This window comes from Dyella acidisoli (assembly GCF_030160295.1).
GTDB classification, from domain to species: Bacteria; Pseudomonadota; Gammaproteobacteria; order Xanthomonadales; family Rhodanobacteraceae; genus Dyella_B; species Dyella_B acidisoli.
Map to the genome: position 1 here is coordinate 1 of NZ_BSOB01000011.1, position 15828 is coordinate 15828.

Consider the following 15828-nt stretch of genomic DNA (forward strand, 5'->3'; position numbering starts at 1 on the left):
TCGCCGTCGCTGGCCACGATCTGGCTGAGCTGGCCGTTGCTGTAGCTGAAGGTGTAGCTCGCGCCGCTGGACGTATCGGTCAGGGCGGTGAGCTGACCGGTAGCATTATACGTTTCTTGAGTGCTGTCGGCCGCATCGGTCCAGGTCCAGGTGGACGATGTCGCGTTCCAGCTCAGGGTATCGACGGCGCCGCTTTGCGCGGTGCTGACGTAGACGCCGAGGGTGGCGTTATAGGTGTAAACAACGCTGGCGCCGTCATCGTCGGTGCGCGTGATCGTGCTGCCGGCGGTGTTGAGCGTGCCGGTGAGACCACTCACGTTACGGCTGAAGCCGTAGCTCCAGCCGTTGCTGCTTAGCTGGCCCAGGCTGTTATAGGTACGCAAGACGTTGAGCGGCAAACCGTCGAACAGCATCCCTTCGTCGGCGCTTTGCAGGACCAGGTTGCCAGTGGCGGTGTTGACGTAGCTGCGCTGGCCGGCTTGGCCGAGCGAAGGCGAACCGCCTTGCGCGGTACCTAGCTGTGTCAACGACGTATTGCCCAGGCCCAGACCGTTGCCCGTGATCACTGCGACCATTGTGGTGCTCCCGAGAGAAAAACCACGACCGCCACCGCGGCGATCGTTTTGCGGGAGTACTAATCTGGGATTTCGCGAAAAAGTTTAGGGCAAAAAGGCATGACTTATGGCATATGGCCTATCCCGCTTTACTCTGAATCGGGATTGCCATGAAAGTTGCGCGCGCCCTCACGGTCGTCATTCCCGCGATGGACATATCAAAGCAAGATGGATTCCCGCCTTCGCGGGAATGACGGCCTTCTGCGCAATTTTTGCCATGGTGGCACCGACGACACCGAATGATCATTAGGGTGGGAGCGCGATGGCAACGTTGGGGTATGCATCCCAATCTACGCAGACTCCGCCATCACCCGCTCACGCAGGCAACATCGCAACCGCTCCAAGGCGCTTTTATGCAGCTGAGAAATCCGCCCCTTGGTCACGCCTAGCCGCTTGGCAACTTCCACGAAGGGAAGCTGGTGGTAGTAATGCATCACCACCACTGCCCGCTCACGCTCGGAAAGTTGATCCAGGCTTTCCGACACGGCCGCACTCAGTTCCGCCTTTTCGAGTTCTGCGTAAGCGTCCGCAGGCTGCATGCGGCCCGGCATGGATTGCGTATCCAGCAGGAAGCCAAGTCCCAAGCCAACGGTTGTGGCGATGAAATCTTCCAGTGGATCGCCGTTGCCGTCGCTGAGCGATTCGACTCGCTCCTTGGCTGCTTCTGCATGCTGGACCATGTCATAACGCAGCCCTAAGTGGAGACTGCGCAATACACGCAAGCCATCGAATACTGCCCCGCGCACGCGCAACCGTGCGTAAGGCTGGAAAGCTATGCCGCGCGTCGGATCGAAACGTTCGATTGCTTCCATCAAACCAAGCAGGGCGTTCTGCACGCAATCGTGCCAGGCGTCGTGCATCAAATACACGCGCAGATAGACATCGCGCGCAATCACCCGCGCCCACGGGGAGTAATGGATGATCAGCGCATCCCGCGCAGCCGTGCTGCGCTCCTGTTGCCAGTGCACCCACAGGATGTGCTCGTCGCTGTCCACGTGGAGCGCCCTGGCATTCAGATGTGATATCCGCTCAGCAAGGCTTGGGCTAGCAGTGTCCAGCCGTTGATCAATAGGAACAGCAGAATCTTCAACGGCAAGCTGATCGTGGTCGGCGGAAGCATAATCATGCCGAGTGCCATCAAGATCGCGGCCACTACCAGGTCTATAAGCAGGAACGGCAAAAAGATTACGAAGCCGATCTGGAACGCGGTGCGCAGTTCACTCAGCATAAACGCGGGGATGAGCTGCAAGGCGCCGACATCCTGCACAGACTTCGGTGGCGGAACCTTGGCCATACGCACAACGGCGAGCAAATCGTCTTCACGCGTCTGGCGAATCATGAAGAGTTTGAATGGCTCGAAAGCGCGGGTGGCGGCTTCCTGCATCGGCACTTCATGACGGAGATAAGGATCCAGCCCGCTTTGCTTCGCGCTTTGGAATACGGGACTCATCGAAAACAATGTCAGGAACATTGCCAGCGTAAGCAGCACGCTATTGGGTGGCGTCTGCTGCAGGCCCAGAGCGCTACGCACCAACGATAACACCACGATGATGCGCGTGAACGAAGTTAGCGCGATCACCATCAGTGGAATGAACGACAACAGCGACAACAGCAAGAACGAACGCAGAATGGGCGAATAGTCTTCGCCTGAAGCGCGCGCAATGGCGTCCTGAATGGGATCGGCACACCATCCAGCCACAGGCAGCAACAGTCCCGCCGCCAGCAACATCGCCACGAAACATACTTTGCCGCGCATCATGACGTTTCCCCGCCACTATCGTGCTGAAGCGCAATCGGTGTGACCGTTGTGCTGATACCGCGGCTGCTCTCCACCACCAAGTAGGCGTGTCCCTGGTAACTCAGTACATGCGCCGTTGTTCCTATGCTGAGGCGACGCGACGACTTCACCTCAATCCCTTCCGACGAAACAGGAGAACGAGAGGTATTCGACCAAGTGATCCATCCTCGCCGACGGACGAATAGCAGCGCAGCGATCAGCAAACCCATCAGGCACAGCGTGATCAGCAGCGCCAGGGCAAACGTCCCCATCGAGACGGGCGCATCGGTGCGATAAGGAATGGCGGCAGGCACCATCCAAGCAAGTTGGAAGTACGACAGGCTCACAGAATCTCGGTAACCTTCAGGCCGAAATGATCGCCCACCGCCATCAGCTGGCCGCGTGCGATGGACTTGCCGTCCAGCTGCAAAGTGACCGGTGCATCCAGATGTGCGTCCAGCGCGACAGAGTCACCTTTGCCTAAATTGAAGAGCTTTTCGACACTCATTTCCGCGGCACCAAGCACCACGTCCAGGCGCACGTTCACATGCCCCAGCATCGATAGATTGCGTTTGATGAGCGGATCACCCACACCGGGTTCGTAAGCGACTTCTTCCAATTCGATTGGCGCTACAACGATTTCGTTCATGACTGCCGTTCCTGAAGATGTTGAGATGTCTGTGCTTTCATTGCCGTCATTCCGGCGAAAGCGGGCACGCGGAGAGAGCACGTGGACGTGCTCGACTTTGAGGAGCGAGGAATCCATCTTCGCTTCTGCATCAGAGCAAATGGATTCCCGCTTTTGCGGGAATGACGGCCGTGGGGATGAATCACTGCTGTGATTCCTGATGGTTGCCGTCGAGCACGACAGCACGTTGCTCGCCCGACCGCCGCAGATAACCCGCAGCCACAGCGCCGTGTCCTTGCACGTGAACCTGCAAGGGTTCATCCAATTTGCGATCGCCGATCAATACTTCGCCAACGCTGAGATCGGACAAGTGCGCGAGGTCGATCGAGCCGAAGTCCATGACTGCCTGCACTGTCAACGGCGCTTTCTGGATCGCAGCTAGGCGGGAAACCAAACGTGTGTCCTTGGTGGCTGCTGGCGGTGCCAATCGATCGGCCAGGTTGCGATCGATCGCCAGTCCTAACTGCAGACGCCCGATCGTTGCGGTAACACGACATGCACCAAGCCGTGCATGCTCAACGCTCAGTGGCGCGTTTTCTTTTAAAAGCTGGGCCGGTTTGTTTACACCTGCGCGACGGTGGATACGCACGGCTAGATCATGCAATGCGTCTTCACCTACTCGCTGCGCAAGCTCTATATCCGCATCGGTCGTGACTCCGACCAAAAAGCGTCCAATGGCATCAACGTCTCTTCCCCCGGTGTAAACCGCGAGCGTTCCTGCATCACTGGTCGATAACCAGGGCTTGTTTCGCTTGTCCGGGGCACCGTCCTTGTCGTCGGCATGCACTTCGATCGTGCCGTCGGCCGCGCCGATCCACCAGCCACGCGCCCAATCGTCCACCAACCCTGCAAGCAAGGTGTGCAGGGTGCTATGGCGAGTCTCGCCAAGCCAGCCAAAGCGAACATCCTGTGTCATGGATCAGCTCCCGCGCGTGCTGTCGTAGAGTTGCTGCAGCATGTCGCTGGAAACGGTCATCACGCGCGAGCTGGCCTGATAGCCACGCTGCAGCACGATCATGTCCGCAAGCTCCTTGGTCAGATCCACATTGGACATTTCCAGGCTGCTTCCATCGATCTTGCCGAAGATATCCGTGCCCGGACGCCCGATCTGCGCAGTCTGAGTTTGTGGAGGCAAATACAGATTGCCCTGAATCTCCGTCATCGACCCCTCGTCCGGAAACGATGCAAGCGCCAACTGTGGGCCCGCGTGCGTCGAGCCATCGGCATAGGTCAATTGCAGCACACCGTTAGTATCGAACGACTCGGACGAAATGCCGATCACACCGTGGCCGTCCTGCACCTTGGCGGCAAGGCTCGTGGGTTCACCAGAAATTCCGGTGGCCCCGCTCAAGCTGCCGGGTGTACCGAAATTAAAAGCGATGCTCTGCGATTTACCGCCGAGATTGGCGGTCATGGTCACCTGATTGGCACCAGCTTCCGGTGCTCCGGTCTGATCGAAAGTCACTTGGCCGCTACCGAGCGTAGCGCCGCTGCTGTCGGTAATGGCGACATTCCATGTCGATGAACCTGATGTAGTAGGCGTCGTCGAGCTGCTGGCCACGGTCAGCGTCATCGTAAGCGTATGCGCCGTACCCAGTGCGTCGTAGACCGTGATGTTGCTAATCGTGTCTGGCGAACTGCTGGTCGAACTGGTGCTGAAGATATTGCCTACCATGTTCACCGTGGTAGTCGCTACTGCTGGCAGCGTCTTCAAACTGCTGATGTCAATGTTGCCGAAGCTGCCCGTAGGGCTGTAGCCCTGCACCAAGTATTTGTTGACTGAATCTTCCAACTGACCGGAAGCGTTGAAGTCGAACTGCCCAGAACGGGTGTAGTAAAGATTGCCCTGTGGATCTTTGAGGATGAACAACCCCTCGCCCTGGATGGCGACATCCGTACTGGTACTGGTCTGCTCGATTTGACCTTGGCTGGTATCCGCGCCGGTGCCGGCAATCTTGGTGCCATCATCGTCCAAGACGTTTTCAAAGAATGAATCGCTGCCGCGGAAACCCGGGGTATTCATATTGCTGATGTTGTTGCTGATGGTGTCCAGGCTTTGGGAGAAACCGAACAACCCCGACACGCTGTTGTACAACGCTTGCATGATGCCGCTTGTCATGTAGTTCTCCTTATCGGGGTTGCAAAACATCTCTCCACTCAGGAGAGGCATGGATATTTAGAGGCTTACATCCCCTCAGGACGTCATTCCCGCTTTCGCGGGAATGACGGCGAAGAGGGTGCCGCTGATTCAAGACCGTCGTCATTCTCACGGCGTCACGAGCGTGACTTGCGAGAGATTGACGTTGGTCAGCACACTGCCGGTGGACGGCGTAACCGTGAGCTGCACACCGTTGGTGCTGTACTGAACCCCGGTTACCTTGCCGGTGGTCGTCGAACCGTCGGCGTTGCTTACTTGAACGGTATGCGACAGCAAGGCTATCGTCTGATCGGATGAATCGAGTGTCGCCAGGTTGTTGATACCGGTAACTTCTTCGCTCTGCTGCTCGATACCGACGAACTGCGCGAGCTGGGTAAGAAACTGGCTGTTGTCCAGCGGCTGCATCGGATCCTGAAATTGCAGCTCGCTCACGAAGAGCTGGATGAAATCCTGTTCATTGATGCCTGCATTGGGCAACGACGTGGGGTTCGTCGAGCTCAAGGTGCTACCGATCGCTTCCACCGACATTGCGTGCTCCTCAACTGATGCTGGGCGAAGTCCATACTTCGCGGCCGTTCAACATGATCCTGCTCAGAACCACGCCCTTTTCCTTTGCGTCGCTCAGAACAAGCCGAATGAGATGAGATGCCTCGGCATCTCCAAGACGAAAATCGCGCAGCCACGCCACGCTGCTGCCGTCGCGCTGACGGGTAAAACGCAGCGAGCGCTCGGGCCAAAAACCTGTTGCGGAAGCATCCGTCACCGCAGGCTCCACTGCATTGGCCGGTGTCGTATCGTCCAGCGTGACTGACTGTTGTGCCTTGGGTAGAACGTCGAGCTGAGCGGCTGTGACCGATTCCTCAGCTGCCTCGGGGAGTGACGCGGCCATGACACTCGCCGGCGTCTTGCTCACAGCTTCCGCTTCGGTCGTTGTGAGAGTCTGATCAGCCTGCTTTGCGTCCCGCGGGTCGGACTGCCCGTCAGCCGTCGATAGTTCGGAAAGATAGGCCTGGGCCATCGCATGCCAGCCGAAAATTCTTGTTTCCAACAAGGTTTCCGTTACACCAATCGGGGCGACTGCGACGTGCTCTTCCGCATTAGCCAGTTGAGCGACGACGGTTGGCAGTTCCACCTGCGGCAAGGTTTTATCCACGTTGGAAACTGGTTCTGCCTGCACAGGTTCGAACGTCTGATCCTGCTCGAATCCATTGTAGTTCGCTGCCTTTTCATCGCTCTGCGCGCCATGGCCCTGCGCGGGCTGTTTGGCCTGTGCAGGATGCTTTGCTAATTCGTGAGCAAAGTCTTGAGCAGGTGGCGGACCAGCATGATCTTGCTGGGAACGCAGGATGGAAGCGTCGATCACACTGAAGATCGTCGTCATGGCTCTCCCCTGCTTTCCAGCCACAGCTCGATGCCTTCTTCCAACGCCTTGGCAGCGCGACCATGGGCAAGTGCAAGACGCACATCGTCGAGATGTTCGTGAACGCGTTCGCGATGACGTTTGGCCAAGACGTTCTCGGATGCTTTCTCGATGCGTTCGTCGGACGCCTGCTCAAGTTCATCGCTGGCATGCTGCAAGGTATTCGTCAAAGCGGACGAAAGATGCGTAAGCAATTCGTACCGTGCCAGATCAACGTATCGGCCATCGGCGATACATACCTGGCTGGCGAGCGATACCTCTTGCCTTGCCGTTTCGATGGTTTCCACTTGGTGCCGAGCAGCATCTTCCTTGTCCACAGCGTCCGCCAGCGCCATTTGGGCACGTAGCTCCTTGACCCGGGCGATTCGCAGGGCCACTTCATACGCATGTTGTTTGCGCGTGCTCATGCCTTGTCCCCAGTCAGCGCACGCTCAAGACTTTCGATCGTTTCCTGCTGCGATGCAGACTGCCCTGGCGTCTGACGCAAGCAATCGATCAACTTCGGATAAAGCAAAATGGCTTCATCGAGCGCCGGATTCGTTCCGGCCTGGTAAGCCCCCATATCCACCAGATCGCGTGAAGTCTCATATGTGGAAATAATCGACTTCACACGCTGCACAAGCTTTTGTTGACGCCCATCCGCCACACGCGACAACAGTCGGCTCACGCTCGACAACAGATCAATGGCCGGAAGCTGGCCGCGGCTGGCCAGATCACGCGACAACACAACGTGCCCATCCAGGATCGCGCGCATGTGGTCGGCGACGGGTTCGTTCATGTCGTCGCCCTCCACCAGCACGCTGTAGATTGCTGAAATGGACCCGCCATCGCGCACGCGACCGCCGCGCTCCAAAATCTGGGGCAGCAAGTTGAAGACGGAAGGTGGATAGCCGCGCGAGGTCGGCGGTTCGCCCACGGCCAGTCCCACCTCGCGCTGTGCCATCGCAAAGCGGGTGATGGAGTCGACGATCAGCAGAACGTCCAATCCCATGTCGCGGAAGTATTCCGCTACGGCATGGGCCGCGTGCACGGCGTGCGTTCGCACGAGTGCAGGCTGATCGGCCGTCGCCACCATCATCACAGAACGGCGGCGCCCTTCCGGTCCTAGCGATTCCTGCAGAAAATCACCGACTTCACGCCCGCGCTCACCGATCATGCCGACCACGATGACGTCTGCTTTCACGTGACGCGCCATCATGCCCAGCAAGGTGCTCTTGCCCACGCCGCTGCCGGCGAAGACGCCAACACGCTGTCCCTTGGCAATCGGCATCACCCCATCAATGGCGCTGACACCGGTTTCGAGTGGCTGATCCAAAGGCACTCTGCGCAATGGATTGATCGGTGCGGACTGAACTTCGCGATAACCCTCGGCCACGATGATTGGGCCACCGTCTAGCGGCTCACCAAATGCATCGACAACGCGCCCTACCATCGCACGTGCAACGGGAATGCGCAGCGCGCGTCCCAAAGAGCGAACGCGCGCGCCTGCTGCTATACCGCGCAGATGCCCAAACGGCATCAAAAGGACTTTTCCATCACGGAAACCTACAACCTCCGCGCTTACCTTTTGCCCGCGCGCGTGGCCGTCGATTTCGCACAGCTCTCCGATCTTTACATCAGGCCCACTGGCCTCAATCACCAGCCCATTGAATCCCAACAAGTGGCCGTACTCCCGCACCCATGCAGCACGTTGCAACGCGCCGTTGAAGCGATCGAGAGTCACAGCCGCTTTCATTGGCGATGCTCCAAGCCCAACGTTTCGAGCAGCGCGCCATAAACAGTGTCCAGGCGATCGGCGAGGGACGTTTCCGCATAACCACGTTCGGTCGCGATACGGCATTCGCCGGGTGAAAGGCCGTGATCAGCGACTACTTCCAAACCTTCGATGTGATCGGGCAAATGCGCACGATCTGCCGGGGATACTTCCAGCTTCTGCGCTTTACCGCGATAGGTTTCTGCCATCTGCGTGCAGATACGACGGATCAGCTCACCGTCTTCCTGCATGGAACCGGCCACCCGTGCCAAGCTGCTCAAGGCCAGCTCGAATGCCAGCTGCTCCATCGCATCATCGTGCGTGCGTAGTTGTTCGTTCAAGCTCGTGACGAGTTTGGAAAGTTGCTCGCGTTCGTCCGTCAACGCCTGCAGTTCTTGCTCCAGGTGCTTGCGTGTTTCTTCTTCCCAGGCCTGGTGGAATTGCTCCGCTTCACGGCGTCCGTCTTCCTCGCCAGCCTTGAAGCCTTCGGCATAACCATCGCGGTAGGCTTGTACATCCAATTCTTCGGGTTGCGGCAATACTTCAAGGGAAACCTGCTCAGCCCCCCTTCCCCCGCTTATAGCGCGTGGCGAGCCGCTTTCGCGCAAACCGTGTTGCTGCAGTCGGCGAATCATGACGCTACTCCCGTCGCTCGCCCTGCTTGTGTCGCTGTATCGAGATAGCGCGCGAGCGAATCAGCCAGTGCGGTTGGGAACGGTGTAGGTAGGCGGCCTAATTCATGCCGCACGGAATCTGCGCGTGACTTGTCGCACGCTGCTAGGTAGATATCCGCGTGATCGGGCGCCGCTGCAGCCAATACACGCGCAGCCCACGCTGGGGACAGGCGATCGAGCATGACGATCAATACGTCCGGCGGCGGAACCTCTCGCGCCAGATAAGTCGGTTCATCTGCCAGTACCGCCTGCAGCAGTTCTGCATCCAGGTTGGTATAGCTCTGCGCTTCGTTGATCAGGGGCTGAAGCGTATTGCGCCAATCTGCTGGTAAACGCGAGAGGATCCAGCGCCGATCCGCTGGATGCATGGTGGCCAGCGCTAATGCGGCCTTTCGAGCACCCGCCGGATTCACCGCTCCACCTCGGTCGTCTCGATCCATTGACGCAAGCGCAGCAGTGCTGCTTCGCGCTCCGACATCGTCAGACGTCGTGGCGTGCTGGTGCGCATCGCCATCAGCAATGCGCCAACAAGCAACAGCACCAGCGCGACAATGGACGGATAGATCCACCAGTAGCGGCTCGCCGCAACCGACGATGCACCGGCATCTTCAGAGGCGGAAGCATTGCTTGCCGACGCTGCTTCGGCATGGGCGGCTACAGCGCTGTCAAGCGAATTTGAGGTCGCCGTAGCCACTGCCTCCGGTGGTGCAATCGCGGCGATATCCACCTTGTCGCCACGTGATGCATCCAGCCCCAATCCGGCAGATACGACGTCCGTCAGCTTGATGATTTCGCCAGCCGGCAAGGTCGCAGGGATAACGATACCAACCGAAACACGGCCGATTCGCCCAGGCGCCTGATCCACCTCCTCCTGCTCACGACCATGGGCGTATTCCACTTCGCGATCGGTACTGGTCGAGCCTTTGGTGTGATCGACATCCGCTTCGTCACCAGCATGTCCGGTAGAGTTGGTCTTTTCGCGCACCAGCAAGCCGTTGCCGTCCTTGCCTTGCCCGATAAGTTGCTCCCGCACGTGTTTCACGTGGTCGTAATTGAAGCTGACGTTCACCGAAACCGTGAAGTTATCGGTACGAAGCACGCGATGTAGCAGATCGCCCACCCTGGCACGCAGTTGGTTTTCCATCTGCGACTGCGCATCCAAGTTGGCGGAGTTCATAGCCCCGTTCTGGCCCTCAGCCGAATAGCCGGAAAGCACCATGCCTTTATCGTCAAGCACTACGACCGCATCCGACGACAAACCTTCCACCGCCGAAGCCACCAGACGCTGGATGCCGGCCACTTCGCGCGCGTCCAGATGTTTGCTTGGACGCATGTTCAACGTGACCGAAGCTTTGGAAGGATCCTGATCCGGCGAAAATAGATCGGAGCGGCGGATGGTGAGATGCACGCGCGCGGAGGCCACTTCGTCCAGCGCGGAGATAGTCCGCTCCAGCTCGCCCTGCAACGCACGCTGGAAATTCACGCGCTGTGCAAACTCGGTGACGCCGTAGTCGGAATCCTTGAACAACTCGAAGCCGACGCTGCCGCCCTTGGGCACACCCTGCGAAACGAGCTTCATGCGCGTTTCGTAAACTTGGGCTTCCGGCACCAGAATCGTCTTGCCTTCATCCGCCAATCGATATGGCGTCTGCATCTGATCAAGCGAGGCGCTGATCTCCGCGGCATCCGATTCACGCAAGTCGCGGAACAGCACGCCATAGGGTGGGTGCATGATCCACCATGACGCCGCGCCGACGATGCCTGCGATCAGCAAGAGGCCGATCACGAAGGCCATTCGTGTGCGCTGAGACATGGATGCAAAAAACTGCCGCATAGATATTCCCCTGGTACGAGTGCAAGCTCCCTCTCCCCTCCGGGGAGAGGGTTGGGGTGAGGGGTCACGCTTGCCTCAAACCTCATCGCAAGACTGTCCCCTCACCCTGCCCTCTCCCCAAAAGGGGAGAGGGTGCCTTCGTTAAAGCTGCATATTCGTCAAGTTTTGATACGCATCCACGATCCGATTGCGCACCTCCACCGCCAGCTGCAATTTCAGCCGCGCGTGTTCCATGGCAATCATCACGTCATGCACCGGTATGTCTTCACCTGCCGCCAGCGCGCGAGCCGCCTGGTCAGCCTGTTCAAGGCTGCCGTTCAATTCACTCACTTGCGAACCCAGCATCTGGATGAATGCGGGGCCTTTGCCATTTGTCTCCTGCAGCGACTCCGGCATTTCAATCGGCTGGATCTGCACGGGGGCGATGGACGTACCTTCGATCGGCGTCAAGTTCATGCGTTGCCTCCCATATCCAACGCATGCAGAGCCATGCTGCGCAGCGTGTTGAAGGCGCGCACGTTGGCTTCATAAGCACGACTTGCCTCCATCAGCGAACTCATCTCCGTCACCATGTCGACGCGGGGATAGCTGACCATGCCGTTCTTGTCAGCGGCAGGATCGGAAGGATCGTGCTCTTCGCGCGTCGTCGCGTCGGTCGCGAGCATCACAGGCTGAGAAGGCAAACTGTGTCCCGTTTCACCAAGCATGGCGTTGAAGCTGGCCGCATAAGGCGCGCTCACTCGCATCAACCTTGCGGGATGACCTGGCTGGTTGGGTGTATTGGCAACGGCGATGTTGTGACTGGCCGCCTCAATGCGCAGGCGCTCGTAATCCAAGCCGAAGCGCGCCGCGGTGAATATCTGGTCCACTACCATGCTCAATCCCTCCCAGCCAAAGCCAGCTGCATTAAGGCAAAACGCCGCGACATCACTGTCGTCAGCGATTGAAAATCCACATTGGCGGTTTCCAATTCCGCCACTTCATCGTCCAGATTCACCGGTGCATTCAAATCCGGATCGGCTGCACGCACCGATTCACCGAGCGTATGCGGCGTTACCGTCTGCAACGACTCGGCATTCATGGACGGCTGCTCCGCCGCTTCACGCAACAAGCCGGTCGCCTGTGCAAAATCGGCACGCTGCGGGCGATAGCCTGCCACGTCGACATTCGCTACGTTTGCGCTGGCCACCTCGGCCCGGACGCGGGCCATGCTGATGCCCAGTCGCAATGCTTCAGTCGTCAAATCCATGCGTGCTTCCTCATTGAATGACCAGTTCGCCGCGCAATGCACCGGCGTCCTTGATCGATTGCAGAATGGTGATGACATCGCGCGTGGACAGATGAATCGCACGCAATGCCGCAATCAGGTCCGAAACCGTTGCGCCATTGGGAATGCTCACCAGACGCGCTTCCGGGTCGGTCACATTGATGTTCGCCTGCGGCACCACAGCTGTACCGATGCTCGGCGAAGGACGCACCAGCACACCTTCCGGCTGCGATACCAGATAATCGGTCTGCACCTGGATGCGAAGATCACCTTGCGAAATAGTGACCGCGCCAAGGCGGACATCGCCGCCTGATACCACGGTGCCAGTACGTTCATTCACGACCACGCGGGCAATCTGATCGGGCGTTACCGGCACGTTCTCGATCATCGAGATCGTTTGCACCAGATCCGAAGGTGGTGCGGCGAACGTGATGCGCACCTTACCGGCATGCTCCGCCTCTGCCGTAACACCTGCATTTCTGCGTAGCGATTCAGCGATACGTTCTGCGGTGGTGAAATCCGGCTGATACAGCACAACGTCCAGTGTGCGGCCATTTTCGCCAAGGCCCAGCGGCGCTTCACGCTCCACCGTGGCGCCATCCGGCACACGGCCTACTGTCGGGTGATTCTTCTGATCGAGACTGCCAAATGCCCGAACTTCATAGCCGCCAACCGAAAGCGCACCTTGCGCCAGCGCGTAAAGCTTGCCGTCCGGCCCGTTCAGCGGCGTGAGCAACAAGATACCGCCGCTAAGGCTGCGTGCATCGCCAAGTGACGAAACCGATATGTCCAGCTTCTGGCCCGATTCGGCGAATGCCGGCAAGGTAGCCGTCACCATCACCGCCGCCACGTTGCGGCTGTTGAGATCGTCCGGATTGATGTTGACGCCGAAGTGGCTCAACGTGTTGGCAACGGATTGCACCGTCAGCCGATTCTTGTTGCTATCGCCCGTACCAGCCAGGCCAATGACAAGGCCATAACCAACCAGAGCGTTATCACGCACGCCTTCTACGCGGGCGATTTCCTTCAAACGGACGCTGTAGCCTGCAGCCAGTCCGACCGAACTGACTGACAGCGCAAGCAACAACACAGCAAGCAGACGTTTCATATCAGCCCCAGCCAGCGCGTAATGCGATAAAGAATGCTGTGGCGTTGGGCGGTGGAAATATCCCCCTTGCCGGTGTAGTGGATATCCGCCTCGCTGATACGGTTGGAAAGAATGGTGTTGTTCGGCGAAATATCTTCGGGACGTACCAGTCCCGTCAGCGCGAACTGCTGCTTTTCGCCATTGATTTCCACGGTCTGATCACCGTGGACACGCAACATGCCATCGCCTTCTACGCCAATGACACGGACAGCCAGCTGCGCCTGCAACGTTCCGGCGCGGGTGGTGTTGCCTTGCCCTGCATCCTCGCCATTCAGTCCCAGAGCGTAGTTGTGTCCAATATTGTGATACTGCGCATTGGCACCCAACTGCACGCCACCGCTTGCATCCGTGTTGGCGCTCGCGGTCGCACGTGCTGTTTCAGTGACAAGTACCGTGAGCGTATCCCCCACCTGATATGCGCGACGATCTGCAGCCAGCCCGTGATAGCTGTCTGGATTGATCATGGACCCGGACGAGGTCTGCGCATGCACCGTAAAACCGAGGCACGCGATGAACAAGCCGATGAGCGCGTAGGTCGCCATGAAAGCCATCCGTGCCAAACGGCCGTCATTCCCGCGAAAGCGGGAATCCATTTTCAAGGATGCATCAGAGCAAGATGGATTCCCGCTTTCGCGGGAATGACGGCCTCTGGTGGCAACGTTCACTACGGCAACTGCCCGACATTGCAGAACTATTGGGGTGCGAAACCCAACACTCTCATGCGCGCCAGCATCCCGATGTTGGGGTTTGTACCCCGACCTACGAAGAGCATTTTTAGTCGACAACTTGCAGCACTCCCTGGCTGGTAACACGCGCATGCACGGGCGCCTCAGCACCGTCCACCTGCACCAATACGGTATCTCCGACATTGCCACGCCCGATCGCAGTGCCTTTGGCTTGCAACTTGATCACGCCATACGATGCCAACACGCTGACTCGCTGCTGACGGTCGACATCCGGAATGCGCTCGAAGTCTTCAAGCACCACCGGACTGCTAGCCAGCACAGCGTGACGTAAACGCATCCCATCAAGCTGATGCGGATCGTTGACGATATCGCCCTGCAGACCAGCTATATCGGCATCGTGGGGCACGAACTTCATTCCCGCAGCCACCGCACCGATGGGTGCATCCGCCGCATAAGTCGGCACTTCATGCTGAACGCTTATGGCGAACCACACTGTCGTCGAACGCATGACCTGACCATTGACGACGACATCGACCGGCACGCCGACGCGCGCACGCGGCCAACGGCCTTCGGGTTTGCGTGCCTTGAGCGCGAGCACGCCGGCAAGCACCTGCACATCTTCCGGCTTGCCCACTACAGTGACTTGCGCCGACGTTTTATCGTTGCCCAGACATGCGTCGATCTCCGTCTGCGCTGCATCGACGATGCGCACAGCCGGCACTGTCTGAAGCGACGGCGAACCCGTAGCAGACATGCTCAAAACAAGTGACAAAAGGGCGAGCAGTCGACGCATGATTACTGGCGCAGATTATTGATCGTGTCCAGAATCTGGTCCGACGCCTGCAACACGCGGGCGTTGAGCTGATACGCACGCTGCGCAATCACCAGCGTTGCCATTTCGCTCACCATGTCCACGTTGGAGCTTTCCAGTGAGCCTTGCAGGATAGCGCCCATGCCATTGTCATTCGGCTTGCCCACGCTAGGATCACCCGACGCCTGCGTCGGTACATAGTTGTTGCTTCCAACCGCTTGCAATCCTTCCGGCGAAGGGAAGGTGCTCAGCTCGAGCGTGCCGAGCAAGGTTTGGCTGCTGCTACCGCCTACCTTCGCGTAAATCTGCCCGTTCTGATTGATCTGGATATTGGTGGCATCTGGCGGAATCTGGATCTGCTGCGACAGCCGGCTACCGTCTGCGGTAGCGACATAGCCTTCGCTATCCACGTGCAGCTGGCCGTCACGGGTATACAGGTGATTGCCGTTGGTATCGACCACTTCCAGAAAACCGTCGCCCTGAATAGCAAGATCCCAGGTGTTGCCGGTCTGCTGCATTTGTCCTTGCGAGAAAACGGCGTTAGTGGCCAGCACTTCCGCACCCGCACCGGACTGGCTGGGCGTAAGTCCCGCCTGCACCTGCGATGGCGTAATCACGGCGATATCCCCGAACGATGCGCGCTTGGCCTTGAAGCCAGGCGTCTGCATGTTGGACAGGTTGTTCGACAGTGTGTCGATCTGGTTCTGCACGCTTTGCAGGCCAGACGTGGCGATGTATAGGGCGTCGATCATGCTCGTATCCTTAAGAGTCTGTTTAGGGTCTCGGCGTAGCCCGCGTTGCCACGGTGCGTTCGCCAGGTGGTAGTGCGCGGCGCAGCGCTTGCCTGGCTGGCAAGCCAAGCCGCGCGCTGCCGCATGGCGGACGCACCGTGGCAACCCTTCGGGCCGGGGCTGTTTGCCCGCCGGGCGGCGTCCTCACTCAGTTGTGTATCGACATACACGTCTTCGTTCCTCCTTGCCCGTCAGGCAAACAGTCCCG

21 protein-coding genes are annotated in these 15828 nt (G+C 58.7%); all 21 read right to left on the minus strand.

The genetic code is table 11. From position 1 onward, the window contains the following. Positions 1–575: DUF6531 domain-containing protein (locus QQJ86_RS08400; RefSeq protein WP_284320481.1), on the minus strand; the 575-nt coding region annotated here is incomplete at its 3' end. Between the two features lie 329 nt (positions 576–904). Continuing rightward, positions 905–1609, minus strand: a complete 705-nt coding sequence (locus QQJ86_RS08405) for a sigma-70 family RNA polymerase sigma factor (protein WP_284320482.1) — start codon at positions 1607–1609, stop codon at positions 905–907. 17 nt (positions 1610–1626) lie between these two features. Then, positions 1627–2373 (minus strand): flagellar type III secretion system pore protein FliP, encoded by a 747-nt coding sequence (gene fliP / locus QQJ86_RS08410; RefSeq protein WP_284320483.1) that lies wholly within the window; start codon positions 2371–2373, stop codon positions 1627–1629. Continuing rightward, on the minus strand, positions 2370–2738 hold the full coding sequence (locus QQJ86_RS08415) for a hypothetical protein (protein ID WP_284320484.1): 369 nt from the start codon (positions 2736–2738) through the stop codon (positions 2370–2372). The genes fliP and QQJ86_RS08415 overlap by 4 nt, the downstream gene beginning before the upstream one ends. After that, a complete protein-coding gene (locus tag QQJ86_RS08420; RefSeq protein ID WP_284320485.1) occupies positions 2735–3040 on the minus strand; it encodes a FliM/FliN family flagellar motor switch protein in 306 nt (101 codons plus the stop codon). Before QQJ86_RS08420 ends, QQJ86_RS08415 begins: the two co-directional genes overlap by 4 nt. A 181-nt stretch (positions 3041–3221) precedes the next feature. Further along, positions 3222–3995 (minus strand): FliM/FliN family flagellar motor switch protein, encoded by a 774-nt coding sequence (locus QQJ86_RS08425; RefSeq protein WP_284320486.1) that lies wholly within the window; start codon positions 3993–3995, stop codon positions 3222–3224. Positions 3996–3998: 3 nt separating this feature from the next. Continuing rightward, on the minus strand, positions 3999–5198 hold the full coding sequence (locus QQJ86_RS08430; RefSeq protein ID WP_284320487.1) for a flagellar hook-basal body complex protein: 1200 nt from the start codon (positions 5196–5198) through the stop codon (positions 3999–4001). Between the two features lie 147 nt (positions 5199–5345). Beyond that, positions 5346–5765, minus strand: a complete 420-nt coding sequence (locus QQJ86_RS08435) for a flagellar hook assembly protein FlgD (protein WP_284320488.1) — start codon at positions 5763–5765, stop codon at positions 5346–5348. A gap of 10 nt (positions 5766–5775) precedes the next feature. Then, a complete protein-coding gene (locus tag QQJ86_RS08440) occupies positions 5776–6618 on the minus strand; it encodes a RodZ family helix-turn-helix domain-containing protein (RefSeq protein WP_284320489.1) in 843 nt (280 codons plus the stop codon). After that, a complete protein-coding gene (locus tag QQJ86_RS08445; RefSeq protein ID WP_284320490.1) occupies positions 6615–7064 on the minus strand; it encodes a hypothetical protein in 450 nt (149 codons plus the stop codon). The genes QQJ86_RS08440 and QQJ86_RS08445 overlap by 4 nt, the downstream gene beginning before the upstream one ends. Next, a complete protein-coding gene (locus QQJ86_RS08450) occupies positions 7061–8392 on the minus strand; it encodes a FliI/YscN family ATPase (protein ID WP_284320491.1) in 1332 nt (443 codons plus the stop codon). The genes QQJ86_RS08445 and QQJ86_RS08450 overlap by 4 nt, the downstream gene beginning before the upstream one ends. After that, positions 8389–9045: a FliH/SctL family protein gene (locus QQJ86_RS08455; protein ID WP_284320492.1), complete on the minus strand. Its 657-nt coding sequence runs from the start codon at positions 9043–9045 to the stop codon at positions 8389–8391. Before QQJ86_RS08455 ends, QQJ86_RS08450 begins: the two co-directional genes overlap by 4 nt. Beyond that, positions 9042–9497: a hypothetical protein gene (locus QQJ86_RS08460; RefSeq protein ID WP_284320493.1), complete on the minus strand. Its 456-nt coding sequence runs from the start codon at positions 9495–9497 to the stop codon at positions 9042–9044. The genes QQJ86_RS08455 and QQJ86_RS08460 overlap by 4 nt, the downstream gene beginning before the upstream one ends. Further along, positions 9494–10918: a flagellar basal-body MS-ring/collar protein FliF gene (gene fliF / locus QQJ86_RS08465; protein WP_284320494.1), complete on the minus strand. Its 1425-nt coding sequence runs from the start codon at positions 10916–10918 to the stop codon at positions 9494–9496. The genes QQJ86_RS08460 and fliF overlap by 4 nt, the downstream gene beginning before the upstream one ends. A gap of 141 nt (positions 10919–11059) precedes the next feature. Then, the gene (gene fliE, locus QQJ86_RS08470; protein ID WP_284320495.1) at positions 11060–11374 is read right to left on the minus strand and encodes a flagellar hook-basal body complex protein FliE; all 315 of its coding nucleotides are present in this window, start codon (positions 11372–11374) and stop codon (positions 11060–11062) included. Further along, entirely contained in the window at positions 11371–11793 is a 423-nt protein-coding gene (locus tag QQJ86_RS08475; RefSeq protein ID WP_284320496.1) for a flagellar basal body rod protein FlgC, read from the minus strand. Before QQJ86_RS08475 ends, fliE begins: the two co-directional genes overlap by 4 nt. Before the next feature lie 2 nt (positions 11794–11795). Beyond that, a complete protein-coding gene (locus tag QQJ86_RS08480; RefSeq protein ID WP_284320497.1) occupies positions 11796–12167 on the minus strand; it encodes a flagellar basal body rod protein FlgB in 372 nt (123 codons plus the stop codon). A gap of 10 nt (positions 12168–12177) precedes the next feature. Further along, positions 12178–13293 carry a flagellar basal body P-ring protein FlgI gene (locus tag QQJ86_RS08485; RefSeq protein ID WP_284320498.1) on the minus strand — a complete coding sequence of 372 codons (1116 nt, stop codon included), beginning with the start codon at positions 13291–13293 and terminating at the stop codon, positions 12178–12180. Continuing rightward, positions 13290–13874, minus strand: a complete 585-nt coding sequence (locus QQJ86_RS08490; protein WP_284320499.1) for a flagellar basal body L-ring protein FlgH — start codon at positions 13872–13874, stop codon at positions 13290–13292. The genes QQJ86_RS08485 and QQJ86_RS08490 overlap by 4 nt, the downstream gene beginning before the upstream one ends. A 232-nt stretch (positions 13875–14106) precedes the next feature. After that, positions 14107–14772 carry a flagellar basal body P-ring formation chaperone FlgA gene (flgA, locus tag QQJ86_RS08495; protein ID WP_284320500.1) on the minus strand — a complete coding sequence of 222 codons (666 nt, stop codon included), beginning with the start codon at positions 14770–14772 and terminating at the stop codon, positions 14107–14109. 41 nt (positions 14773–14813) lie between these two features. Next, positions 14814–15581: a flagellar basal-body rod protein FlgG gene (gene flgG / locus QQJ86_RS08500; protein WP_284320501.1), complete on the minus strand. Its 768-nt coding sequence runs from the start codon at positions 15579–15581 to the stop codon at positions 14814–14816. Between the last annotated feature and the right edge of the window lie 247 nt (positions 15582–15828).

Excerpts from the sequence above, each read along its gene's own strand:
- fliP (WP_284320483.1), bottom strand. The coding sequence starts at position 2,373 with ATGATGCGCGGCAAAGTATGTTTCGTGGCGATGTTGCTGGCGGCGGGA.
- QQJ86_RS08420 (WP_284320485.1), bottom strand. The coding sequence starts at position 3,040 with ATGAACGAAATCGTTGTAGCGCCAATCGAATTGGAAGAAGTCGCTTAC.
- QQJ86_RS08425 (WP_284320486.1), bottom strand. The coding sequence starts at position 3,995 with ATGACACAGGATGTTCGCTTTGGCTGGCTTGGCGAGACTCGCCATAGC.
- QQJ86_RS08430 (WP_284320487.1), bottom strand. The coding sequence starts at position 5,198 with ATGACAAGCGGCATCATGCAAGCGTTGTACAACAGCGTGTCGGGGTTG.
- QQJ86_RS08435 (WP_284320488.1), bottom strand. The coding sequence starts at position 5,765 with ATGTCGGTGGAAGCGATCGGTAGCACCTTGAGCTCGACGAACCCCACG.
- QQJ86_RS08440 (WP_284320489.1), bottom strand. The coding sequence starts at position 6,618 with ATGACGACGATCTTCAGTGTGATCGACGCTTCCATCCTGCGTTCCCAG.
- QQJ86_RS08445 (WP_284320490.1), bottom strand. The coding sequence starts at position 7,064 with ATGAGCACGCGCAAACAACATGCGTATGAAGTGGCCCTGCGAATCGCC.
- QQJ86_RS08450 (WP_284320491.1), bottom strand. The coding sequence starts at position 8,392 with ATGAAAGCGGCTGTGACTCTCGATCGCTTCAACGGCGCGTTGCAACGT.
- QQJ86_RS08455 (WP_284320492.1), bottom strand. The coding sequence starts at position 9,045 with ATGATTCGCCGACTGCAGCAACACGGTTTGCGCGAAAGCGGCTCGCCA.
- fliF (WP_284320494.1), bottom strand. The coding sequence starts at position 10,918 with ATGCGGCAGTTTTTTGCATCCATGTCTCAGCGCACACGAATGGCCTTC.
- fliE (WP_284320495.1), bottom strand. The coding sequence starts at position 11,374 with ATGAACTTGACGCCGATCGAAGGTACGTCCATCGCCCCCGTGCAGATC.
- QQJ86_RS08475 (WP_284320496.1), bottom strand. The coding sequence starts at position 11,793 with ATGGTAGTGGACCAGATATTCACCGCGGCGCGCTTCGGCTTGGATTAC.
- QQJ86_RS08480 (WP_284320497.1), bottom strand. The coding sequence starts at position 12,167 with ATGGATTTGACGACTGAAGCATTGCGACTGGGCATCAGCATGGCCCGC.
- QQJ86_RS08485 (WP_284320498.1), bottom strand. The coding sequence starts at position 13,293 with ATGAAACGTCTGCTTGCTGTGTTGTTGCTTGCGCTGTCAGTCAGTTCG.
- QQJ86_RS08490 (WP_284320499.1), bottom strand. The coding sequence starts at position 13,874 with ATGGCGACCTACGCGCTCATCGGCTTGTTCATCGCGTGCCTCGGTTTT.
- flgA (WP_284320500.1), bottom strand. The coding sequence starts at position 14,772 with ATGTCTGCTACGGGTTCGCCGTCGCTTCAGACAGTGCCGGCTGTGCGC.
- flgG (WP_284320501.1), bottom strand. The coding sequence starts at position 15,581 with ATGATCGACGCCCTATACATCGCCACGTCTGGCCTGCAAAGCGTGCAG.